The organism is Patiriisocius sp. Uisw_047 (genome assembly GCF_047730165.1).
GTDB lineage: Bacteria > Bacteroidota > Bacteroidia > Flavobacteriales > Flavobacteriaceae > Patiriisocius.
In genome coordinates, this window is sequence record NZ_CP159834.1 from 1,737,512 (window position 1) to 1,763,361 (window position 25,850).

Sequence of the window (25,850 nt, forward strand, 5' to 3'; positions counted from 1 at the left end):
ATATTGCAACTTAGATAAAGACGTGGGAGGTGGTACATGAAACGGTATCAATCAGCGCTATTTAAATTATAAAGAGAATACTAATATCTTAGGTTAATATGAAAAGAGCAGTACTCATATTGTGTTTATTATTTGCAAGTTTATTTGCAAATGCAGAACAGCGCTATAACCCCTATGTGAATCAGGGGAGTGTATCCCCAGCTCCCTTGTTGCCAGTAGAATTTAATGGTACAGGGCTACTTTCTTTCACTGTAGGTAATTCAGGGACTAGTGCACTTCCTTATATCAAGAATCAGGAAATGACTTTGATTATAACCCTTTCTAATGGGGTGCCAGACAATGAAGATCCTATGGCGGCAATGGCTGGAACTTGGAGTAGTTATTTTGACTGGACATACGATACAAGTATAGCAACCTATAGAGGGATTCAAAACCAGAAAATTTCAGAAAATGCAGCTGGAAATATTACCATCTCATATAAGATAATAAAGAATACACTTCTCTCTAGCGCTTCAAACGGGTTTAATGTAAACCTACAACCGCCTCCATATGCAAATGGAATTCAAGCAACAGATGATGATGCAGCAAGCATATATACCTATGCGCTGGCAAGGGATTATGGCGACGCGCCTTTAGCTTACGGCGAAGCCTCTCACAACATAAATATTAACAAGTCAAATGGTGCATATACACAATATGTGCATCTTGGGGCTGGCGTTGATTCAGAAGCTGAGTATCAAGAATCAGGCAAGGCAGATGGAGACCAAAACGGAATTGATGACGAAGATGGTGTGATATTCCCGTCCATAATACAAGGAGCCACAATCGATATCCCGGTAGAAGTTACCGTGCACGATAGTGGTTTTGGGTTTTTGAACGCATGGATCGATTGGAACGGTGATGGCGACTTTGATGATGAAGAAGAACAGATTATCACAGAAAAGTTTATTTCAGCAAGCGGTATCATTAACTATGCTGTTTCCGTGCCAGGTAATGCCATAAGTACGCAACCTACTTTTGCTCGATTTAGAATAGGAGATCATCCTGAAAGCTTAGGAGCAAATGCTTTTGGAGAAGTAGAAGATTATCAAATTATAATAAAAGAAACTCCAAATCTATTAACAGAAATATCTCTAACGCATCTTGCAGATAAAGACCATTCAGGAACGATAAGTTTAAATGATATTATGACCTATACGGTGATAGTAACAAATATAAGCGCTGAGTCATTAAAGAATGTTGTTGTAGATGGACTATTTATTTCATTTAGAGAAGAGGAGACACCGTGTACTATTTTGACTTCGGAAACGTCATGCACCTTCAATGGAACCTATATCGTGACACAAGATGATATAGACGTTGGTCAGATTACTAACATTGTTATAGGGCATAGTGACGAAATGAAACCTGTAGAAGTGGAGCTTATTACACCAGTTGAGCAAGGGTTTTAACCTTCCAAAGGAAGGAAAATAGGCGTTTAAAGCATCATATAAATGCCAAACAAAAGTATTTAATAATAACAAAGATTAAGATGAAAAGAGCATTACTAATAGTGGGTTTATTGTTTGCAGGTTTGTTTGCAGGTGCACAGAGTTATAACCCGTATGTGAACCAGGGAATTGTATCCCCAGCTCCTATGTTACCAACAGAATTTAATGGTACAGGGCTGGTTTCATTCAATTTAGGTAATACAGGAAGTACAAAACTTGACCTTGTCACAGGTCAGGAAATGGCATTGATTGTAACTCTTTCTAAAGGAGTGCCAGATAATCTAGATCCTCTAGCCGCAATGGGAGGAACATGGCTTTTCTATTTTGATTGGACATATGATGCGACTATTACTAGCTATAGAGGGGTTCAAAATCAAGATATTCCAGGAAACGCATCTGGAGATATAACCATTACATATAAGGTTACAGATAATACTTCTCTTTCAACAGCGTCAAATGGGTTTAATGCAAATCTTCAACCACCACCATATACAAATGGCTTTAACGATGCATCAGATGATGCCGTAAGTTCATTTACATATGTATTGGCAACAGATTTTGGAGATGCACCAATAAGCTATGGAGCAGCTTCTCATGAAGTTAATATCTACAGAACAGGTGGTGATTATACAAAATACATATACCTAGGTAGTTCTGTAGATCCAGAAACGGCAAATCAGCCATCAGCAGCAGCTGACAGTGATGATATAAACGATACCGATGGAGATGTAACAGCATCAGAGGATGATGAAGACGGGGTGGTTTTTCCAGTGCTTGTACTCGGAACCACTGTAGATATACCCGTTGAATTAACTATAAATAATGACAATGGTTCTAATAACGGGTTTTTAAATGCTTGGATTGATTGGAATGGAGATGGCGATTTTGATGATGCAGCAGAGCAAATTATAACAAATCAGTTTTTCTTTGCGAGTGGTGCTACTAACTATTCAGTTGCTATTCCTTCAGATGCCATAAGTACGCAACCCACTTTTGCTCGTTTTAGAGTAGGAGATTTTAGTGCAGGAAGTGATGGGTTAGACAATTTTGGTGAGGTAGAAGACTACCAAGTAACAATACAATCTGCAAGTGCAGGTATTATAAGCGGTATTGTTGAAGATGATAACGGGAACCCAATTCCAGGAGTTACATTAAACTTAGATGACGGAAACCCAGTTACACCTGTGCTTACAACTACAACCGCCTTTGATGGTAGTTATAGTTTTATTGTTTCACCGGGTGATTATACAATAGAAGAGGTACAACCAACAGACTATACGAATGTGAGTGATGGGGATGCTATAAATGATGGAATAGAAGATTTAGAAACAAATGATGGAAGTACAACGAATGACACCATACCTGTATCATTAGTTTCAGGAGAGACAGACAGTGGAAATAACTTTATAGAAAATTGTTTAGCACCAGATGCACCATTAGTAACCGTAACTCCAGCAGACTGTACCTCAGCAGCAGTAGTTACCGTAACAAATTATGATGCAGGATTAACCTATACTTCTACAGCTGCAGGCTTGATGGTAGGCGCAGGCGGAATCGTAACAGGCGGAGTTGATGGTGATATGTACACGATTACAGCAACAAGTGCAGCAACTTGTGTAGCGACTTCAGCAGCCTTTACAAATGACACGGATGTACAATTAGCAGCACCGGATGCACCACTAGTAACCGTAACTCCAGCAGACTGTACATCAGCAGCAGTGGTTACCGTAAGCAATTATGACGCAGCATTAACCTATACCTCTACAGCTGCAGGCTTGGTGGTAGGCGCAGGCGGAATCGTAACAGGCGGAGTTGATGGTGATATGTACACAATTACCGCAACAAGCGCAGCAACATGTGTAGCGACTTCAGCAGCCTTTACAAATAATACAGATGCACAATTAGCAGCACCAGATGCACCATTAGTAACCGTAACTCCAGCAGATTGTACCTCAGCAGCAGTGGTTACCGTAAGCAATTATGACGCAGCATTAACCTATACCTCTACAGCCCCAGGCTTAATGGTAGGCGTAGGCGGAATTGTAACAGGCGGAGTTGATGGTGATATGTACACGATTACAGCAACAAGCGCAGCAACGTGTGTAGCGACTTCAGCAGCCTTTACAAATGACACGGATGTACAATTAGCAGCACCAGATGCACCATTAGTAACCGTGACTCCAGCAGACTGTACATCAGCAGCAGTGGTTACCGTAAGCAATTATGACGCAGCATTAACCTATACCTCTACAGCTGCAGGCTTGGTGGTAGGCGCAGGCGGAATCGTAACAGGCGGAGTTGATGGTGATATGTACACAATTACCGCAACAAGCGCAGCAACGTGTGTAGCGACTTCAGCAGCCTTTACAAATGACACGGATGCACAATTAGCAGCACCGGATGCACCACTAGTAACCGTAACTCCAGCAGATTGTACCTCAGCAGCAGTGGTTACCGTAAGCAATTATGACGCAGCATTAACCTATACCTCTACAGCCCCAGGCTTAATAGTAGGCGCAGGCGGAATTGTAACAGGCGGAGTTGATGGTGATATGTACACGATTACAGCAACAAGTGCAGCAACATGTGTAGCGACTTCAGCAGCCTTTACAAATAATACAGATGCACAATTAGCAGCACCAGATGCACCATTAGTAACCGTAACTCCAGCAGACTGTACCTCAGCAGCAGTAGTTACCGTAAGCAATTATGACGCAGCATTAACCTATACCTCTACAGCCCCAGGCTTGATAGTAGGCGTAGGCGGAATCGTAACAGGCGGAGTTGATGGTGATATGTACACGATTACAGCAACAAGTGCAGCAACGTGTGTAGCGACTTCAGCAGCCTTTACAAATGACACGGATGTACAATTAGCAGCACCAGATGCACCATTAGTAACCGTAACTCCGGCAGATTGTACCTCAGCAGCAGTAGTTACCGTAAGCAATTATGACGCAGGATTAACCTATACCTCTACAGCCCCAGGCTTGATGGTAGGCGCAGGCGGAATCGTAACAGGGGGTGTTGATGGTGATATGTACACGATTACAGCAACAAGCGCAGCAACATGTGTAGCGACTTCAGCAGCCTTTACAAATAATACAGATGTACAATTAGCAGCACCGGATGCACCATTAGTAACCGTAACTCCGGCAGACTGTACATCAGCAGCAGTGGTTACCGTAACAAATTATGACGCATCATTAACCTATACCTCTACAGCCCCAGGCTTAATAGTAGGCGCAGGCGGAATTGTAACAGGCGGTGTTGATGGTGATATGTACACAATTACCGCAACAAGTGCAGCAACGTGTGTAGCAACTTCAGCAGCCTTTACAAATGACACGGATGTACAATTAGCAGCACCAGATGCACCATTAGTAACCGTAACTCCGGCAGATTGTACATCAGCAGCAGTAGTTACCGTAAGCAATTATGACGCAGGATTAACCTATACCTCTACAGCCCCAGGCTTGATGGTAGGCGCAGGCGGAATCGTAACAGGGGGAGTTGATGGTGATATGTACACGATTACAGCAACAAGCGCAGCAACATGTGTAGCGACTTCAGCAGCCTTTACAAATAATACAGATGTACAATTAGCAGCACCGGATGCACCGCTAGTAGCCGTAACTCCGGCAGACTGTACATCAGCAGCAGCAGTGGTTACCGTAACAAATTATGACGCATCATTAACCTATACCTCTACAGCCCCAGGCTTAATAGTAGGCGCAGGCGGAATTGTAACAGGCGGCGTTGATGGTGATATGTACACAATTACCGCAACAAGTGCAGCAACGTGTGTAGCAACTTCAGCAGCCTTTACAAATAATACAGATGTACAATTAGCAGCACCGGATGCACCATTAGTAACCGTAACTCCGGCAGACTGTACATCAGCAGCAGTGGTTACCGTAACAAATTATGACGCATCATTAACCTATACCTCTACAGCCCCAGGCTTAATAGTAGGCGCAGGCGGAATTGTAACAGGCGGAGTTGATGGTGATATGTACACAATTACCGCAACAAGTGCAGCAACGTGTGTAGCAACTTCAGCAGCCTTTACAAATGACACGGATGTACAATTAGCAGCACCAGATGCACCATTAGTAACCGTAACTCCGGCAGATTGTACATCAGCAGCAGTAGTTACCGTAAGCAATTATGATGCAGGATTAACCTATACCTCTACAGCCCCAGGCTTGATGGTAGGCGCAGGCGGAATCGTAACAGGGGGAGTTGATGGTGATATGTACACGATTACAGCAACAAGCGCAGCAACATGTGTAGCGACTTCAGCAGCCTTTACAAATAATACAGATGTACAATTAGCAGCACCGGATGCACCGCTAGTAGCCGTAACTCCGGCAGACTGTACATCAGCAGCAGTGGTTACCGTAACAAATTATGACGCATCATTAACCTATACCTCTACAGCCCCAGGCTTAATAGTAGGCGCAGGCGGAATTGTAACAGGCGGCGTTGATGGTGATATGTACACAATTACCGCAACAAGCGCAGCAACATGTGTAGCGACTTCAGCAGCCTTTACAAATAATACAGATGTACAATTAGCAGCACCGGATGCACCATTAGTAACCGTGACTCCGGCAGACTGTACATCAGCAGCAGTAGTTACCGTAACAAATTATGATGCAGGATTAACCTATACCTCTACAGCCCCAGGCTTGATGGTAGGCGCAGGCGGAATTGTAACAGGCGGCGTTGATGGTGATATGTACACGATTACAGCAACAAGCGCAGCAACATGTGTAGCGACTTCAGCAGCCTTTACAAATAATACAGATGTACAATTAGCAGCACCGGATGCACCATTAGTAACCGTAACTCCAGCAGACTGTACATCAGCAGCAGTGGTTACCGTAACAAATTATGACGCATCATTAACCTATACCTCTACAGCCCCAGGCTTAATAGTAGGCGCAGGCGGAATCGTAACAGGGGGAGTTGATGGTGATATGTACACAATTACCGCAACAAGTGCAGCAACGTGTGTAGCAACTTCAGCAGCCTTTACAAATGACACGGATGTACAATTAGCAGCACCAGATGCACCATTAGTAACCGTAACTCCGGCAGATTGTACATCAGCAGCAGTAGTTACCGTAAGCAATTATGACGCAGGATTAACCTATACCTCTACAGCCCCAGGCTTGATGGTAGGCGCAGGCGGAATCGTAACAGGGGGAGTTGATGGTGATATGTACACGATTACAGCAACAAGCGCAGCAACATGTGTAGCGACTTCAGCAGCCTTTACAAATAATACAGATGTACAATTAGCAGCACCGGATGCACCGCTAGTAGCCGTAACTCCGGCAGACTGTACATCAGCAGCAGTAGTTACCGTAACAAATTATGACGCATCATTAACCTATACCTCTACAGCCCCAGGCTTAATAGTAGGCTTAGGCGGAGTTCTAACGGGCGGAATTGATGGGCAAGATTACACAATCACAGCAGAAAATGCAGCGACGTGTACTAGTACTTCAGCATCTTTCACATATGATGACGATGCTCCATTAGATGCACCAGATGCACCAGTTGCAAGTGTAACAGCATCACCAACGTGCGCAGATGCCAACGCAGGAGAGATAGTTTTTACGGTACAAGCTGGAGTAGAATACAGTATTAATGCTGGAGCGACTTACCAGGCAAGTGCTACCTTTAGTGGATTAGCAGCAGGATCATATAATCTATTCGTAAGAAATACAGGAAACACTTGTGAAACTGCAGGTACAAATAATCCTATTGTATTAACACCACCTACGGAACCATCAATTACGAACGTAGCTTCAACAGATCCAACAGATTGTAGTATAGCAGATGGAACCATTACCATTTCAGCAACAGGCGGAACTGCTCCTTTAGAATACTCAATTGATGGAAGTGCAACTTGGCAAGCATCAAATACATTCTCTGTTTTATCAGGTGGGACTTACCAAATCCGAGTTAGAAATAGTGATGGATCTTGTGTTATAACTGCTCCAAACGTTATTTTAACAGATAAAGTAGCACCATCTATTATGAACGTAGTTTCAACAGATCCTACAGATTGTGGTGAGGTTGATGGAACAATTACAATTTCAGCATCTGGTTTAGGTGCATTAGAATACTCAATTAATGGCGGCACATCTTGGCAAGCATCTGACCTATTCATAGGTTTAACAGCAGGCACATACCAAATTCGTGTTAGAAATATTGATGGCACTTGTCTGGTAAGTGTACCGAATAAAATTATTACGGCACCTACTGCTCCAGCAATTACTCAAGTTGATGCTTCTAATCCAACAGATTGTGGAATTAATGATGGAACAATCACCGTTACGGCAACAGGAACATCAATAGAATATTCAATTGATGGTGGAACAAACTGGCAAGTATCTAACTCTTTTACAGGATTGAGTGCAGGAACATATAACGTATTTGTAAGAAATGCAAACGGTTCTTGTGAAACTGCAAGTACAGATAATCCTGTAAATTTAACAGCGCCTTCTGCACCATCAATTACGAACGTAGCTTCATCAGATCCAACAAATTGTGGTTTAGCAAATGGAACAATTATCATTTCAACAACAGGCGGAACTGCCCCTTTAGAATATTCAATTAATGGAAGTGCAACTTGGCAAGCAAATGGTGGAGCGTTTACCGGTTTAACGGGTGGCGTTTACCAAATCCGAGTTAGAAATAGTGATGGATCTTGTGTTACAACTGCTCCAAACGTTATTTTAACAGATAAAGTAGCACCATCAATTATGAATGTAGCTTCAGCTGATCCTACAGATTGTGGTGAGGTTGATGGAACAATTACAATTTCAGCATCTGGTTTAGGTGCATTACAATACTCAATTAATGGCGGCACAACATGGCAGTCATCTGACCTATTCATAGGTTTAACAGCAGGAACATACCAAATCCGAGTTAGAAATGGTGGTGATGGCACTTGTATAATAAGCGATGCAGATGTTATTTTAAATGCACCTCAGCAACCAGTTATCAATAGTGTTACTTCAACAAATCCAACAAATTGTGATATAGATAATGGAACAATCACCATTACCGCAACAGGTGGAACAGGAACTTTAGAATATTCAATTGATGGTGGAAATAACTGGAGTGCAAGTGGCGACTTCACGACTTTAGCACCAGGTACATATAATGTAAGAGTTCGTTATAATAATGGAACTTGTGAAGTGATCAATACTTCAAATCCAGTTATATTAACCGCACCTACTGCACCAGCTACACCGATCATTACAATAACACCAGCAGATTGTAATACTGCCGCTGTAGTAATGGTGACAAATTATGATGCAGGCGTAACGTATACCTCTTCGGCTTCAGGCTTATCTGTTGATGCTGCGGGATTAGTAACCGGTGGAACAGATGGACAGGTTTATACGATTACAGCAGAGAATTTAGATACGTGTACTGCTACTTCGGCACTCTTCACATATGAAGATGATGCTCCATTAACAGCACTAGCTGCGCCGATGATTACAGTAACACCAGCAGATTGTGATACTGACGCAGTCGTTACAATAACCAATTATGATGCAGCGTTGATGTATACCTCTACAGCCGCAGGCTTGATGGTTGGCGCAGGTGGAGTCGTAACCGGCGGAACAGATGGACAGGTTTATACGATTACAGCAGAGAATTTAGATACGTGTACTGCTACTTCGGCATCTTTCACATATGATGACGATGCGCAATTGGCAGCACCAGCTACACCAATCATTACAATAATACAAGCGAATTGTATTAGTGGGACTATTGTATCGATTTCGAATTATGATATAAACATGATCTATACCTCCACAGCTTTAGGCTTGATGGTAGGCGCAGGCGGAGCAGTAACGGGTGGAACAGATGGGCAAATTTATACGATTACAGCAGAAAATTTTGTTAATTGTACTGCTACTTCAGCACTTTTTACATATGTAGATGATGCTCCATTAGCAGCACCAGCTGCGCTGATGATTACAGTAACACCAGCAGATTGTGCTAGTGCCGCTGTCGTTACCGTAAGTAATTATGATGCTGCATTAGTCTATACCTCTACAGCCTCAGGCTTGATGGTGGGTGCAGGTGGAGTCGTAACTGGCGGAATTGATGGACAAGATTATACAATCACAGCAGAAAATGCAGATACGTGTACTAGTACTTCAGCATCTTTCACATATGATGACGACGCGCAATTGGCTGCACCAGCTACACCGATGATTACAATAACACCAGCAGATTGTGCTAGTGGGACGATCGTATCGATTACGAATTACGATGCAGGCGTAACCTATACCTCTACAGCTTCAGGCTTAACAGTTGATGGAGCAGGAGTCGTAAGCGGCGGAACAGATGGACAGGTTTATACGATTACAGCAGAGAATTTAGATACGTGTACTGCTACTTCAGTACTCTTTACATATGAAGCTGATGCTCAATTAGCCGCACCAGCTACACCGATGATTACAATAACACCAGCAGATTGTGATAGTGCCGCTGTAATGACGGTAAGCAATTATGACACAGGATTAACCTACACTTCTGCAGCCGCAGGCTTAACTGTTGATGGGGCAGGAGTAATAACTGGCGGAGTTGATGGACAAGATTACACGATCACAGCAAAAAATGCAGCGACGTGTATTGCTACATCAGTACTCTTTACGTATGATGACGATGCTTCATTAGCGGCACCAGCTACACCGATGATTACAATAACACCCGCAGATTGTACTAGTGGAACAATAGTATTGATCACTAATTACGATGCAGGATTAACGTATACTTCTACAGCTTCAGGCTTAACTGTTGATGGAACAGGAGTCGTAAGCGGCGGAACAGATGGACAGGTTTATACGATTACAGCAGAGAATTTAGATACGTGTACTGCTACTTCGGCGCTCTTCACGTATGATGACGATGCTCAATTAGCCGCGCCAGCTACACCAATGGTTACAGTAACACCAGCAGATTGCGGTAATGCCGCTGTAATGACGGTAAGCAATTATGACGCAGGATTAACCTATACTTCTGCAGCCGCAGGCTTAACTGTTGATGGGGCAGGAGTAATAACTGGCGGAATTGATGGACAAGGTTACACGATCACAGCAGAAAATGCAGCGACGTGTAGTGCTACTTCAGTACTCTTTACATATGATGACGATGCGCAATTAGCCGCACCAGTTACACCCATGGTTACAGTAATACCAGCAGATTGTAATACTGCCGCTGTTGTTGCCGTAAGCAATTATGATGCAGGATTAACGTATACCTCTGCAGCTTCAGGCTTAACTGTTGATGGAGCAGGAGTCGTAAGTGGCGGAACAGATGGACAGGTTTATACGATTACAGCAGAGAATTTAGATACGTGTACTGCTACTTCGGCATTCTTCACATATGAAGATGATGGGATACAACCAAATGCGGATGCAGGAGATAATGGATTATTAGAGATATGTTCAGACAGTATGCCTGTTGATCTATTTGATAGTTTAGGTGGTACTCCAGATACTGGAGGAATATGGACACCAACTTTAACTAGTGGTACAGGGTTCTTTGACCCATCATTAGATGCAGCAGTAGTTTATACATATACTGTATACGGAATACCAACATGTGTGGATGATAGTGCTGAAATAACTGTAAGTATTACAGAAGCTCCAGGTGCAGGAGAGAATGGGAATTTAACAATCTGTGAGATTTCAGCAGCAGTAGATCTAACCTTAAGTTTAGGCGGAACACCAGAAGCAGGAGGAACATGGACACCGACATTAGTTAATGGTACTGACTTCTTTGATCCATCTATTGATGCAGCAGGTACCTATGTGTATACAGTGGCTGGAGTAGGTAATTGTGATGATGCTACTTCTTTTGTAACGGTAGATGTTATTTTGCAAGAAGACGCAGGAGAGGCTGGTTTACTGGAGATATGTTCAAACAGTATGGCTGTAAATTTATTTGATAGTTTAGGTGGTGCTCCAGATTCTGGAGGAATATGGACACCGACATTGACTAGTGGAACTGGGTTCTTTGATCCAGCATTAGACATTGCAGGACTTTATACATATACTATAACAGGAACAGCACCTTGTGCAGATGATAGTGCAGATGTAACAGTAGTTATTAATGAAGCTCCAGATGCAGGAGAGAATGGGAATTTAACAATCTGTGAGATTTCAGCAGCAGTAGATTTAACCTTAAGTTTAGGAGGAATACCAGAAGCAGGAGGAACATGGACGCCAGCATTAGCTGGTGGTACTGACTTCTTTGATCCATCTATTGATTCTGCAGGTACTTATATGTATTCAGTGGCTGGAGTAGGTAATTGTGATGATGCTACATCCTTTGTAACGGTAGATATTATTTTGCAAGAAGACGCAGGAGAGGCTGGTTTACTAGAGATATGTTCAGACAGTATGGCTGTGAATCTATTTGATAGTTTAGTTGGGACACCGGATGCAGGAGGAGCATGGACACCTATATTAACTAGTGGAACGGGATTCTTTGATCCAGCATTAGACGCAGCAGGAGTTTATACTTATACTATTAGTGGAACAGCTCCGTGTGCTGATGATAGCGCAGAAGTTACAGTTACTATTAATCAAGCTCCAAATGATTTAGTTATTGAGAGCATTGATCAGGAATTATGTACTAATGAATTTATTTCAATTGAATTTGAAGGACCGGTAGGAGTAAATCAAGTAATAGAAATATACAGCAATGCAGGCTTAACGGTAGCTGCAAATCCTGCAACCGCTGCTGGAGCCTCTTGGCAATCTTTAGATGTATTTACAGCATCTGGAAGTATATGGGCTGTCTTAAGTGATATCAATACAGGTTGTAATTCAAATACTTTAGAAATTCCATTTACGGTTTCAGACTGTGCAGATTTAGCTATTTCTAAAACCGTGAGTACAAATACTCCGGATGTAGGTGATACGGTTGACTTTGTAATTACTGTAGCTAATTTAGGAGCGAGTGATGCAACATCTGTAATTGTTCAGGAGATCCTACCTTCAGGTTATGACACAACAACAGCAACGATCGCTACTTCAGCGGGTACGTATGATTTAGTAACGGGTAATTGGTCTATACCAATGATTATTAGTGGCACTTCGGAAACGTTAACCATCACGGTTGTAGTTAACCCCAATGGGGATTATACAAACTGTGCTTCGATATCGAGTTTAAATGAAATAGATCCAAACTTAAGTAATAATATTGCTTGTGCAACTGCAGATCCTATTTCTCAAGCTGATTTAGAAATTATTAAAGTAGTGAATAATGCTACTCCTTATGTTGGGGATACTGTTCAATTTACTATTGCATTAGCGAATAATGGACCAAGTAACGCCTCTGGTGTAACAGTGATGGAGCTTTTACCTTCCGGTTATACTTTCATCTCTAGTAATGCTGGCCCAGATTACAATCCTATTACGGGAATATGGACAATTGAATCTATTGTTTCTGGAGATACACTTTATTTAGATATTGCAGCAATGGTCAATGCATCTGGCGTTTATATGAATTGTGCTGAAGTTATTGCTTCGAACAAAGTAGATCCAGATCTTACAAACAATAGTGATTGTGCAGAGACAAGCCCAATCGCATTAATTGATTTATCAGTAATAAAAGTGGTGGATAATATGACTCCTGAGCCAGAAGATGCAGAGATCACCTTTACAATCAAGGTTACCAATGACGGTCCTAGTGATGCAACTGGTGTTGAAGTTATTGACATCTTAGCTTCTGGATATGATTTTGTAAGTTCTTTTGCAGAAGTAGGCGCGTATAATGAAAACTCAGGTGTTTGGACCGTAGCAAATGTACCGAATAGCGCAACATATTATTTAGACATTACGGTGTCAGTATTGTCAAGGGGAGAATATTTAAACACAACAGAGGTCATTTCAGCAAATGAAGAAGATGTTGATTCTACACCAGACAACGGCATTATTACTGAGGATGATTATTCTCAAGTAGTAGTAATTCCTAATGTAGCCATTAAAATACCAGATGTTTTTACACCTAATGGTGATGGGGTGAATGATAAATTTAGCATCGATAACTTAGAAGCCCTTTATCCAAATTTCAGTATGGAGATTTTCAATAGGTTTGGTAATGTAATATACGATTACGCGCACAATGGAAATTCAAGTTCAGAGCCAATATGGTGGAAAGGTTTTTCTGATGGTAGATGGAATATAGCTGAAGAAGAAATGTTGCCTGCTGGGACATACTACTACATCTTGTATTTTAATGATGAAGATAGAAAGCCGCAAACGGGATGGATATATTTAAGTAGATAAACTAACGTATAGAAGAAGATTGCAATGAATCTCCTTTCTAATATTAATGTTAAGAGTATAGTTTTATGAAAAATTATAAATTAATTTGGGGCGTATTATTCCTGATATCCTTTACCTCTGTATTTGGACAACAAGATGCCCAATACACACAGTATATGTATAATATGAATGTGTTAAATCCTGCGTATGCAGGGTCTAGGGGCAATTTAAGCATCGGTATGCTAGGAAGAACTCAATGGGTAGGGATCGAAGGAGCTCCTCAAACATTAACGTTTTCTTTAAATAGCCCTGTAGGTAAAAATGTTGGTATGGGTTTATCAGTAATTGCTGATACTTATGGGCCAGTTCAAGAGCAAAATGTTTTTGGAGATTTTTCCTATACGCTTAAAACGTCCGAATTTGGACGCTTAGCTTTGGGTTTGAAAGCTGGAGCATCATTCTTGAACGTAAACTTACTTTCGTTAAATCCAAACGACCCTGAGTTTAGCGATGTCTTATCTAATAATGTAAACGAGGTCTTTCCAAATATTGGAGTTGGAGCTTATTATTATACAGATCGATTTTACTTAGGATTCTCCGTACCAAATATTATAGAAAGTGATCGTCTAAATAATGATGCTGGAATTGCAAGCACAGCAACAGAAGAAATGCATTACTTTTTAACCTCAGGATTTGTATTTGAATTATCTGATGAGCTTAAACTAAAGCCTTCAATGATGGTTAAAGCAGCATTAGGTGCACCCGTATCTTTAGATGTATCTGCTAATATGTTACTACGGGATAAATTTGAATTAGGACTTTCGTATCGTTTTGATGATTCAATAAGTGCTATGGTCGGTTTTCAAATATCTCCTGGTTTTAGAGCGGGCTATGCTTACGATTACACAGTGTCAAATCTTGGAGATTACAACTCAGGATCACATGAAATATTATTGTTCTTTGATATTCTGAATAATAAACTAAAGAGTCCAAGATTTTTCTAAATATTAATACCCAATCACATGAAAAAAAATATTTTATTTATAGTCTTTCTTCTATTAGTAGGCTTTACTGCTTCATCTCAAATTGAAGATCGTTTTGAGATTAGACACTTAACTGATGTAAATACGAAGAATTCAGATTTTGGAGTTTCTTATTATGGAAAAAATCAAGTGATTTTTGCTTCCTCTAGAAAAATAAGAAGTGTAAGAAACCGCACTTGGAGACAAAATTCTCAACCCTATCTAGACTTGTATTTAGGTTTTGTAGCTGAAAATGGAGATATTTTAGGGAGTACCTTATTTTCTTCTGAAATCAATACGCGATACCATGAGTCTAATGTTGCATTTACACCAGATCTGAAGACAGTATACTTTACGCGTAACAATTATTTTGGCAAGAAATACAAAAAGGATGAGGATGGTATGAATCATTTAAAATTGCTAAGAGCGCATCTTAAAGAAGACGGTACTTGGGGTGACTTTGAGGAATTGACCTTTAACAGTGATTTGTATTCTGTAGGTCATCCTACATTAAGTAAAGACGGCAAGACCCTTTATTTTATATCAGATATGCCGGGAGGCGAAGGAAACACAGATATTTATTTTGTGCAGTTATCTGAAGGTGGTAGTTATGGATCACCTATAAATGCAGGTCCTATTGTTAACACCAGAAGTCGTGAAATGTTTCCTTACCTTAGTGAGAGTGGTGCCCTTTACTTTTCTTCTGATGGAAGAACAGGACTTGGTAATCTAGATGTCTACAAGAGTATTATTTCTGAAAATGGAACTGTATATTCAAACCCTGAGAACTTAGGAAATAGAATAAATAGTACCAAAGATGATTTTGCTTTCATAATAGATGAGGAGACCTTGTCAGGATATTTTTCTTCAAATAGAGACGGTGGTAAAGGCGACGATGATATCTATTATTTTAAAGAAACTGTAGTTTGTGAGCAATATGCTAATGGCGTAGTCAGAGATAAAAGATCTGGTGCTTTACTTGCCGGAGCAATGGTTACTTTATATAAAGATGGAGTTATAATTGAAAAAGTGAAGACTGGTGATAATGCAAGATTTGCTTTTACAGTTGAGTGTCAATCCAACTATAAAGTAGTAGGAACAAAAAAAGGGTGTAGCCAGGATAGCGAAGAATTTATCACAACAGCTGAAGCTGATTTTGAATTAGATTTTACGCTAGAATTGATGGACGAAGGTATTGTTGAAATAAATGGTAAAGACTTTATAAAAATTGATCCAATTTATTTTGATTTAAATAAATCGAAAATTAGACCTAATGCTTCTATTGAACTTGAGAAGGTAATTGCCGTTATGAAAAGGTACCCTCAGATGATTGTTCAATTAGGTTCTCACACAGATAGCAGATATTCACATGAATATAATGAGGCTTTATCTAGTAGAAGAGCAGCTTCATCTTTAAAGTATATTACATCTAGAGGCATAGATAGAACAAGAATATTTGGTAGAGGTTATGGAGAAACACAATTAGTTAATTGGTGTTCTGATGGTAAATCTTGCTCTGAAGAAGAACATCAATTAAATAGAAGAACTGAATTTGTAATTATTAGATATAATTAATTATTTTTTTGCAGGGGAAACTATAAAAGGGACAAATCTTAAGGCTTGTCCCTTTTATAGTTTCCCCTTGTATTTCAATGAATCGTTTTATTTAGCAAGCAAAATAAGTAAGTAACCACTACAAGGAGCTAGGCTTGTTCGCAAAAGCGTTATTTGATACAAATAAGTAAAAACAATACTATAACACAGTGTCTTGGTTAAAATCACGTTTTGGATATTTGCTTCCTTAGTAACTACTGAATTCGACTCATTCGATAATAATGACATCTGATGGAATGTTTTCATTTGCTTTGAAAATTCAAATCCCAAGAGCTTCGAACCTTGTGTACTACATCTATTTATTTTAGCAATCACTAAGATAGATGCTCTTTCATTATTACTGAACAGCGCTTGTCCTGAAAAATTATATTTTTATACCTAGGGATATTAAAATGAAGATTTTGCTTACATTTTTTTTTATCTGCTTCTTCTAGGCTATAAATTCCTTAAATGGCGTATTGCCCCTTACTAAAGCCTCTTAATTCCCTCATTTTTTTGCCGCTAACTACATAGTAATAGCGGGTATTTTAAATTTCAGTTCAGGCTTTATTCCAATTCACGCTATAATTTCGCTAATTTAAGGGGGTAATTATTTATTTCATAGATTAAACGCAAATAAATTAGATGTAAAGCAATTTTTCTAATATATTTGGCGTAACCAAATATTTCAGAGTATTAACTTAAAATCTATATATTATGAAAATTAATTGGAAATGTATTTTACTACAATTTATCTTCTTATCATCATTTAACCTTTATGCTCAAGTTGGGATAGGGACAACAGCACCAGACGATTCTTCTATTCTAGATGTTTCTTCCACAAGTAAAGGTCTTTTAATGCCACGTCTAACCACTACAGAAAGAGATAATATCACACTCCCAGCAACGGGGTTAATGATATTTAACGTAACGTTAATTGATAGTCAATTAAATGTTGGAACTCCGCTCGCACCAGATTGGGTGGGTCTTAAGGAGATTAGAAAACCAATGATTAACTTTGTTGTGTTAGGTGATAATATTACTACCGTTTCTGCTGATGCCGAGACAGTACCAGGTATGACGGAGACTCCTGGAATTGGAACGTATTTAGTTCAATTTAATGGACAGCACAAGGGCCTAAAAATTGACCAACCTTATAGTACTTCACGCGCTATCATTGACATGGACCAGATCTATCAAGACCTTATGGCCTTATCAGTTACTGACGCATCGCACGGGATCTCTTTTGGTAATGGAGAGGTTTTGTTTCCAGGAGTATATGATGTAATGTCTGGAACACCAACAATTGATGGAGCACTTACATTGGATGGTGGTGGAGATCCAAATTCATTGTTTGTTATCAGAAGTCCTGAGGCAATTAGTACGACAGCTAACGCCATAGTTAATTTAGTCAATGGAGCAACCTCAAATAATGTATTCTGGGTGTCTAATGCAGCACTATCGACTGCTGCTAACACTATCTTAAAAGGATCTTTGGTTTCACGTGTTGGTGCGATTTCATTAGGTGGCAATACAAATCTTGAGGGAAGAATGTTTACATCAAACGGAGCCTTAACTGTGGCGGCGAGTTGTGTGCTTATAATTCCTCCAGGAGCTTCACCTATAGATTTAGGGGTGCTTGAAGAACTTGTATTGTTTACTGCAAATGGTGCGGTTACTTCAGATGCAACTTCTATTGTCCATGGTGATGCAGGAACAGGATTAGGAGCTATGACAATGGCGGGTGATCATGATGGAATAATGTTTCCTGCTGGTACTCAAGCAAAACCAGCATCTACTACCACCTACAGTATTTATCTAAATGGAGAAGAAGTAGATAATTCTAGTAGATCAATAAATGCAGCAGATTCAACGGTGTCTCTACTAGCAATGGTTACTACAGAGGCTTTAGGAGAAGTAATTGAAGTGCGATGGAAAGTAGATAATGATGGTCAATCAACACTCGATAATAGATCGCTGTCGTTGACTCAATCTATGCAATAGTTGCTTTTATCTGAATACAAACAATAGTATTCATCTAGATTAAGTTTTAGATCATAATTATTTGTGGATTTTTAGTGCTAAACACAAAACAACACGAGACAGCTGCTTAGCTGATTATGATCTAATGCTCAAGCTAAAGGCAGTGAGAGCTCAAAGACGCATCACGTTTTGATGGTTTTTTAGCTTTTAATATTTTTAAAGATATCATACACTTCATCAATATCACATTTTTCTTGTTTCTCTGTGGAAATATAAGTTAAAAAAACAATGTTAATCTTGTTTGATAAATGCCAGACAGAGACAAAAGGAAATTCTTCATTTTTAAATTCTGCATAGCCATACATACCGTAATGGCATTCACCCGAATCAGTGCTCATTAATTCAAATTTATCTTCAGAATCAAATTCTTTAGATAGCTTTATTAAGTCTTTATGTTCCGGATTAGATTGAGGGTTAAACAGGTAGTGTGCAAATGATATTTGAAACATTCCTGGATTTTTATTCCATTCTTTTCTTATGAAAGTGGGAGGTCCATTAGGATTTTCATCAGAGATGTCCATCCAGTTTTTGGGGAGATTCACTTTGAATTCCTTGAAATGTTCCATAAATTCCTATTCTATTATTTGTGGGGTAATGAAGGTGTATTGCCCCACAAAGATGAGTACTTAAATCTCTAACATATTCTACAATTAGAGCCGAGCATTAGATAATTAACAGTTGCAAGAAAATAATGGCTGGTATTGTCTATTTATTGCTTTTTATTTCTAACGAAGATAAGATTAACACCTTTGATTTTTGTGATTTTAATAAGTAAATGTGCTACACCTGTGTAATTTAATTTTGTGGGAAACATTAAAAGAATTCAAACACCGCGCACCATTGATTTCTTGGTCCTTTAAAATTTATTAAATAAGTGAATATTTCCAATGGCTGCTACTCCAGTAGACTTAGGAGCCCTTTCTACATTTACAATGTGGAGCTCTTCTGGTGCGGTTTCAGATTTAGCAGATACATCTACCTATGGAGATGTGGGTAAGGCATTCGGACTTTTAACGATGTCTAGTTTTTATGTTGGAGATCAATTTCCTGCGGGAACACAAAGCATACAAGCAATTACTACGCTTAGTATTTTTCAAAATGCCGTGGAGGTAACAAATGGTATTAGGTCTGTAGGTATGGAGAGTGGGATTGTTTCTCTTCAGGCAATGGTGTCTGTAGCCCCCAGAGAACCAATAGAAATAATATGGAAGCTGGATGATGGACAAGCACACCTTGGTCTGAGAACCTTAACGTTGATTCGTGCGAGCTCTCAAAATTAATTAATTAAAAATAGGAACATGATTTATTGGAACTGATAGTCCTATAAATCTATAGATACCGTGATACGCTTTGTAAAGGGCGACGGTATAAATATTCTAGCTACTGTCTCTTTCATCGTTTATTTATGTGAGTAGTAACAATAGCTAGTGTATCTTCTGCCTTGTTGTATTCGTAAATTACTAGTTTTATCATAGGATAACCAAACCCATAAAAAATACGGCTGAGTCTAACTCAAATAAGGGGATAGGAAAAACATTAATTCTATAGAGTTTAAGGGGTTCTAGGTATTCCGTGACTTAAAATATATATTGTTGCTAGTCACGGGATATCGATGTTCTTGCTAGCGCCTTGTTGGTGCTTCTCCTTTATGGTTTTAGTTAAAATCAGTACTAGTCGATAGTGATAGAATATCTCTAAGTCAAAAATGTGATAAGCTACTTTAATTGTGGTTATTTTATAAATAAAATGCAAATTACAGGAGATAACTTATTTATGTTTATTATAAGCTTAAACTTGATTTCATTTTTTTTTTTTAAATTTGGTGTATGTCATTGGATAGCTCAAAAAACGAAGAATTATTAAATCTGGTTGAAAACTCAGGGGCAAACCATGTAAGAGAGATGGCCACATACTTTAATGCAGAGCTGGACGAGAGTAACGACGCCTCTACCATCACCATGGATAATAACATAGCAAAAGGGTTTATAAGTTCATATAGGATATTCAATGGCTTAAGCGTCTGGGTCTATAACATTAAATTCCACTCAGATTTTAAGGTGAACTTGGGGCTATCTGAGAGTAGGCCTTATTATTTTTCGTATACAGTAAAAGGTCGTTTTCTGCATAGGTTTGGGGATCGTGAAAAATTTGCGGACATACTACAGAACCAAAATATGATTGTAAGAGGTAGTCCAGAAAGTTCTGTGCAAATTCTATTTCCAGCAGGTGTTGATCTTAAAATAGCCGTGATCATTTTAGACTTAAATCTTTTGGAGAATCTAGAGATAAGAAACACGAAAAAAATTGCTGCAAAAATACACGAGGTATTTGACAAGAACCCTTCAGAAAAAAATTATAGATATCTTGGCGGAATTGATGTTCAAACAAAAAAGTTTGCCTCTGTAGTATGCCAGAATAATGATCATGATATTGTAGGAGCGTTGCTTACTAAAGGCGCTGTTTTTAATATGCTAGCATCTCAGATTCAATCATTTAGCGAAAATAGTTCCTCAGAAAAATCTCCTCTAAGTAAGGCTGAACTATCTAAAATAACTTCTTTAGCAAATTACGCAACCAATAACTATGAGACGAGTTTAACGCTTCGCACGCTAAGTAGGCACTTTGGAATGAGTCCAAAGAAACTTCAAGCAGGTGTAAAGTATCTCTATGGAGAATCTGTAGGACACTATATTTTGGGCCTTCGTATGGGGCATGCAATACATTTATTTAACACAACAGATCTTAACGTAGCAGAAGTATGCGCTCGCGTTGGGATAGCAAACGGAGGGTACTTCTCAAAAGTATTCAAAAAAAGGTACGGAAAATTGCCTAGTCATTATAAAGGATAATTGTCCTATCGGTTTACTTAGAGGAGTATTTTGTGACGTGACAATACTACTAGTTTTAAGGCGATTTTTAAAATGATGTTGTAAAATCAAATGCTTAGTAACTGTACAAATTCAGTTTATTTAGTATGTCTTATACGTTTTACTAAATGCTAGCGTGGGTCATAATTCGTTAAAAAAGATGTAAATTTTTTTTGTGCTAATTTTTTATCCGAAAATGACATTGTAGATAGAAGACAATTTACAAATTAATTTTCCCAAATTAAAGATAGTAGACTACTGCTCAAAATCTACATACCCCCTAAAGCAATCTTTGAACTATTTGATATGTTAACATTGAGATAATTTCACATAAACTATAGAAAACATTCAGTCTAAAAAACAAAAAATACTTAACCTAATAGAAGATCCGGGTGAGAAACATTTAAGGGAGATGTCTGCTTACTTTAATTCGGAGCTTGATGAGGGTTACGATGCCTCTACCATTGCTATGAATAACAACCAGGTTAAGTGATTAATTAGTTCGTACAGCATATTCAGAGGTTGTGAGGTTTGGGTCTATAACATTATATTCCACACAGATTTTAAGACTGACCTCCTTGTGACTGGAGATAGACCTTATTACTTTTTATATAATATATAAGGTCATTTTTTATATCGGTTTGGTGACAAAGAAGAATTTATAAAAATCTTTCAGAATCAAAATTTGATTGTGAGAGAGGGTAAAGAAACTTCTGTACAAATAGTGTTTCCTGCACATATTAAGCTCAAAATAGCCGTTATAAAAGTGGACCAAAAGTTATTAGGAAATCTGCAAATAAGAAATGCAATAAAAATATTTACAAATATTGAAGAGCTATTCCGGAAATTCCCTACATAGGACCATTTTAGACATCTTGGCGGAGTAAATGTACAAACAGAAAAGTATGCTTCTATAGCGTGTGAGAATAAAATTGTCCATTTGGTAGGAGGTTTGCTAACGTAAGTTGCCGTTATGAATATGCTTGCGTCTCAGATTAAAGAGCATAGAGATGATATTGCAGAAATTCAAACAACCTTAAGCAAATTGGAACTTGCCAGAATAACTTGTTTAGGGACTTATGTAATTAACAACTGAGAAAAAAATTGACAATTCCTATCTTTAGCAAACACTTAGGTATGAATCCAAATAAACTTAAAGTAGGTGTTCAGTATCTCAATGGAGATTCTATAGGGCGCTATATTTTTAGCCTTAGAATGGATCACGCTAAATATTTGTTGAAAACGATAGATTTAAATATAACAGAGATCTGCGCTTGCAAAGGAATATCATGTAGAGGATACTTCTCAAAAGTATTCAAGAACAAGTATGGGAAATCACATAGCCATTTTTTAGACTAATCAGTACTTTCTGAATATATCTTAATTGCGCGAATCATTTCTGTAGAAGTTCCATTATATAGCGAGGTTGTTTTTTAATTTTAAACCTAGAAATGTATGTCTGTTTAAGTCATAATACCAGTTGTTTTTTACATTTTAATAATAAAGCATAATTGGTATGTTGTAAGATGAAAACGTAGCTGCGTATAACCAAATAAATAGTAAATTAATCGTGAGTATCAAAACTCAAGAAACACAATTAGTAACCCTCCATACTGCTGGATGTCATTAAGTATAGAAAGGAGCATTACTGAGTTTGAAGGTAAACTCTATAAGTACTTAGATCTATAAGATTTAGAAGGTGAAATATGGGTTAACGTCCTAGGTTTTGATGGTATTTATGAAGTGTATAATTTGTTTATATTCAAGTGTTTAGAGCGAAGAGTGCTTGTTGCTAACGGTAGTAGTAGAGTAAGAGCATGGATGCTCAGTCAAGGCAAACAAAAAAGAGATGGAAGATTAACGGTGGTGCCTAGTCTAAATAATAATTGCAAAAGCTACGCATTAAATTCACTGGTTTATTACTCTTTTGATCCCGATATAATAAATGATAACCTAAAAGATGAAGTCTGCCATCTAAACAAAATACAAGACAATAACAAGCTTTTTAATTTAGGGTGTAATAAAATAGAAGTAGCGCCTTGTAAGCGAAGTATTGCATTAAGAAATGTGAAACGTTTAGAAAATGAAAGAAAAAAGCCGCATCCTCATACCAGAAATAAATCTATTATATTTGATGGCAGGACCCCCCATAGAACAAGTAGGGTTTGTGATACGTTAAAAGAGCAAAAAGAATATAGCTACTGTGTCAACAATAGATGTTCTGTATGTGATAAATAAGTGGGACGTATTAGTTGCAGAAAAAGAGCTGATAAAAAAGGATCGATACAACAAAAAAAGATCTTGATAAGAATCACATATACCGTTACTAATGGAGCATTTACTTCTTTCAATAGAAGCAAATGTGTCGTCTCTAAGGTGTTGATTGATAGGCGTGCTAATATTGATAATCTCACCGTGCCATATCACAATATCAAACATGAAAACCCTTTAAAAGTGGAAATAGAACATAGGGACTAATCTAAAGATAAACTTCTATTATGGATTGTTTTTCTTTAAAGAGCGCCCTCTTGGCGAATCTCTTTCTTGGAGTACCACTTCAGAGTGTAAAAACTGTGCAGCCGCTGCAGAATCTTTTACTTTAGGAGCACTGCGAGCTAACATCTCTAATTCAAAGTCTTTTAATACACATTCTCGTAAACCGTCTTCTTTCCATTGGGATTTCGGTCTACATTTGCCAGAGATCACTCGAGCAAGCGCAAGTGCGTCTAGCAACGCTTGGTTTGCGCCTTGTCCTTTAAATGGACTCATAGGGTGCGCCGCATCTCCGAGCAAGGTCACGGGCCCCGCTCTCTCCAACCATGCCCGCTCTAGTAATGCTCGATCGTATACCGGATAACCAGAAACCTGAGCTTCTAAGGTCGCCGCTACGATCTGCGGAATTGGATCGTGCCACTGTGTTCTAATTACCGCTTCTTCTTTGAGTACTTTGGGGCCTTTTTCGCTCAATGCTTTCGCTGCTGTTTCTGTCATTGGGAAACTTAATTGCCACATCACCGAGTCTGACGCATATGGCATCATGTAGATACGCTCATTGCCATTGGCAGTTTGAAATACCGTTGCAGAGTCTAATAAAGAACTCTCAAGACCATCGAGCGCCGCCAAAGGACAAATGCCCAAAATCACAATACAATCGAGATAGCGTAGAGGACTAAGGCCTTCACCAATCAACAAGCTCCGTACCGAACTACGAATACCATCAGCGCCAACCACAAGATCTGCCGTGGCCTGTTGCGGTTGTCCATTCACTTGAAAGCTTAGGTCAACGCGACCACTAGCACCTTCCTTAAAATTTACTAATTGATGCCCCCACTGTACTGCCGTATCTCCGCCTAATTGCTCAAGCAGAGCTAAGCGCAATGCCTGGCGTGCGATGTGCACATTGCTGCGTTTAGGAGTTGTTTTTGTGGCTTGCTCCATCCACTTTCTCATGCCCCATTCGCCTATCACTTTACCCTCAGTAGTATGCACTACATGTCTTGTGGAGACAACTCCTTCTACTAAAGATAAAATACCAAAACCTTCTATCGCTTTACTCGCTTGTTGCAACGTGAGGCCATAGCCCTGAGAGCGAACATCAAAGCCGCTATCGCGCTCATAAAGGGTAAAAGGGATTTGTCGGTGCAGACAGGCCACAGCAAGCGCCACGCCTCCTATACCGCCTCCTATAATGGCAACGTGTGGATAATTTTTTGTGTCAGCAATAGGAGCGTGGTAAGCAGGAAGCAAGCCAGAGCCGTTACACATACTGCAAGAATATAGATGTCCTTTTGGAGGAATAGGAGCCGTTCCTTCGCCCTTCGTTGTTTTAAATGCATCAAAAGCCATCTGGTAGCTGAGTTTCGCTTTTTTGCGAATCCTCTGGCTTTTTTTGCCGCGTCCGAGACACTCCTTGCACATTGTCCAGCGAGTCGTTGCATGTTTCCCCTTTTCCACTTCTAGTTTATTTATATGATACCTTCAGCAATCCGCTCTAATAAAAAAGTTTCTCGTTCAATAGACATCCCTTTTTTATCGCTCGTTGCTATAGTTTTTTTATTATGCGCGATGGCTTCATGGATATTGACCCACATCGCTTTCATCCCGTTTTTTATTTCGTAAGATTCCATACGGGCAATGCCAAGGGTTGTATTGATGTTGCAGGTGTAACAATAAGAAATCATATGTTGTACCTCATAGTCATTTTTATGCCAAGGTCGGTATTCTTCATAAGCCCCAAAGACTTGTATGTTATTAATAGCTGTCGCTCCAGTTTCTTCGCTCAGCTCTCGCATCATTCCCTCTATCTGGTCTTCATCCTGCTCTAAGCCGCCACCAGGAAGACTGTAATCCTCATATCTTTCTGTATACAATAGTAAAATACGAGTGCCTTGCATTGCGATCCCTCTAGTAGCGAGTCGTGTAAAAATAGATTTATTTTCTAAGGAAGTTACATCAGGATGATAATGGGTTTTTAATACGTGCATTTAAGGTGGTTGTGATTTTTTGTAGTCTTGAAAA

12 protein-coding genes are annotated in these 25,850 nt (G+C 39.3%); 9 read left to right on the forward strand and 3 right to left on the reverse strand.

Annotation, left to right across the window (positions count from 1 at the left end):
• Positions 1 to 98 precede the first annotated feature (98 nt).
• From ABXT71_RS07715 to ABXT71_RS07735, 5 genes are all read left to right on the forward strand, one after another.
• Positions 99 to 1,451 (forward strand): GEVED domain-containing protein, encoded by a 1,353-nt coding sequence (locus ABXT71_RS07715; RefSeq protein WP_415370749.1) that lies wholly within the window; start codon positions 99 to 101, stop codon positions 1,449 to 1,451.
• Positions 1,452 to 1,531: 80 nt separating this feature from the next.
• Positions 1,532 to 13,828 carry a gliding motility-associated C-terminal domain-containing protein gene (locus tag ABXT71_RS07720; RefSeq protein WP_415370750.1) on the forward strand — a complete coding sequence of 4,099 codons (12,297 nt, stop codon included), beginning with the start codon at positions 1,532 to 1,534 and terminating at the stop codon, positions 13,826 to 13,828.
• A gap of 65 nt (positions 13,829 to 13,893) precedes the next feature.
• A complete protein-coding gene (locus ABXT71_RS07725) occupies positions 13,894 to 14,811 on the forward strand; it encodes a type IX secretion system membrane protein PorP/SprF (RefSeq protein ID WP_415370751.1) in 918 nt (305 codons plus the stop codon).
• Between the two features lie 18 nt (positions 14,812 to 14,829).
• Positions 14,830 to 16,404 (forward strand): OmpA family protein, encoded by a 1,575-nt coding sequence (locus ABXT71_RS07730; RefSeq protein ID WP_415370752.1) that lies wholly within the window; start codon positions 14,830 to 14,832, stop codon positions 16,402 to 16,404.
• A gap of 735 nt (positions 16,405 to 17,139) precedes the next feature.
• Positions 17,140 to 18,426, forward strand: coding sequence for an ice-binding family protein (locus ABXT71_RS07735; RefSeq protein WP_415370753.1), 1,287 nt, complete (start codon positions 17,140 to 17,142; stop codon positions 18,424 to 18,426).
• A gap of 179 nt (positions 18,427 to 18,605) precedes the next feature.
• Here ABXT71_RS07735 and ABXT71_RS07740 read toward each other — a convergent pair whose 3' ends face one another.
• Positions 18,606 to 19,031 (reverse strand): hypothetical protein, encoded by a 426-nt coding sequence (locus ABXT71_RS07740; protein ID WP_415370754.1) that lies wholly within the window; start codon positions 19,029 to 19,031, stop codon positions 18,606 to 18,608.
• Positions 19,032 to 19,352: 321 nt separating this feature from the next.
• Here ABXT71_RS07740 and ABXT71_RS07745 point away from each other — a divergent pair, with 321 nt between their 5' ends.
• The 4 genes from ABXT71_RS07745 to ABXT71_RS07760 all read left to right on the forward strand — a co-directional run bounded on the left by ABXT71_RS07745 (position 19,353) and on the right by ABXT71_RS07760 (position 23,570).
• Entirely contained in the window at positions 19,353 to 19,745 is a 393-nt protein-coding gene (locus tag ABXT71_RS07745; protein WP_415370755.1) for a hypothetical protein, read from the forward strand.
• A gap of 546 nt (positions 19,746 to 20,291) precedes the next feature.
• The gene (locus ABXT71_RS07750; RefSeq protein WP_415370756.1) at positions 20,292 to 21,314 is read left to right on the forward strand and encodes a helix-turn-helix domain-containing protein; all 1,023 of its coding nucleotides are present in this window, start codon (positions 20,292 to 20,294) and stop codon (positions 21,312 to 21,314) included.
• Positions 21,315 to 22,436: 1,122 nt separating this feature from the next.
• Complete coding sequence (locus ABXT71_RS07755; RefSeq protein WP_415370757.1) at positions 22,437 to 22,691, forward strand: helix-turn-helix transcriptional regulator; 255 nt, start codon at positions 22,437 to 22,439, stop codon at positions 22,689 to 22,691.
• 423 nt (positions 22,692 to 23,114) lie between these two features.
• On the forward strand, positions 23,115 to 23,570 hold the full coding sequence (locus tag ABXT71_RS07760; protein ID WP_415370758.1) for a hypothetical protein: 456 nt from the start codon (positions 23,115 to 23,117) through the stop codon (positions 23,568 to 23,570).
• Positions 23,571 to 23,828: 258 nt separating this feature from the next.
• Here the strand turns inward: ABXT71_RS07760 and ABXT71_RS07765 are convergent, their stop codons facing one another.
• Positions 23,829 to 25,250, reverse strand: coding sequence for an FAD-dependent oxidoreductase (locus ABXT71_RS07765; protein WP_415373084.1), 1,422 nt, complete (start codon positions 25,248 to 25,250; stop codon positions 23,829 to 23,831).
• A 47-nt stretch (positions 25,251 to 25,297) separates the two neighbouring features.
• Positions 25,298 to 25,816, reverse strand: a complete 519-nt coding sequence (locus tag ABXT71_RS07770) for an NUDIX hydrolase (protein WP_415370759.1) — start codon at positions 25,814 to 25,816, stop codon at positions 25,298 to 25,300.
• Positions 25,817 to 25,850: the final 34 nt, after the last annotated feature.

Bases quoted from the DNA above. Each gene is read 5' to 3' on its own strand.
- ABXT71_RS07715 (WP_415370749.1), top strand. From the start codon at position 99: ATGAAAAGAGCAGTACTCATATTGTGTTTATTATTTGCAAGTTTATTT.
- ABXT71_RS07720 (WP_415370750.1), top strand. From the start codon at position 1,532: ATGAAAAGAGCATTACTAATAGTGGGTTTATTGTTTGCAGGTTTGTTT.
- ABXT71_RS07725 (WP_415370751.1), top strand. From the start codon at position 13,894: ATGAAAAATTATAAATTAATTTGGGGCGTATTATTCCTGATATCCTTT.
- ABXT71_RS07730 (WP_415370752.1), top strand. From the start codon at position 14,830: ATGAAAAAAAATATTTTATTTATAGTCTTTCTTCTATTAGTAGGCTTT.
- ABXT71_RS07735 (WP_415370753.1), top strand. From the start codon at position 17,140: ATGAAAATTAATTGGAAATGTATTTTACTACAATTTATCTTCTTATCA.
- ABXT71_RS07740 (WP_415370754.1), bottom strand. From the start codon at position 19,031: ATGGAACATTTCAAGGAATTCAAAGTGAATCTCCCCAAAAACTGGATG.
- ABXT71_RS07745 (WP_415370755.1), top strand. From the start codon at position 19,353: ATGGCTGCTACTCCAGTAGACTTAGGAGCCCTTTCTACATTTACAATG.
- ABXT71_RS07750 (WP_415370756.1), top strand. From the start codon at position 20,292: ATGTCATTGGATAGCTCAAAAAACGAAGAATTATTAAATCTGGTTGAA.
- ABXT71_RS07765 (WP_415373084.1), bottom strand. From the start codon at position 25,250: ATGTGCAAGGAGTGTCTCGGACGCGGCAAAAAAAGCCAGAGGATTCGC.
- ABXT71_RS07770 (WP_415370759.1), bottom strand. From the start codon at position 25,816: ATGCACGTATTAAAAACCCATTATCATCCTGATGTAACTTCCTTAGAA.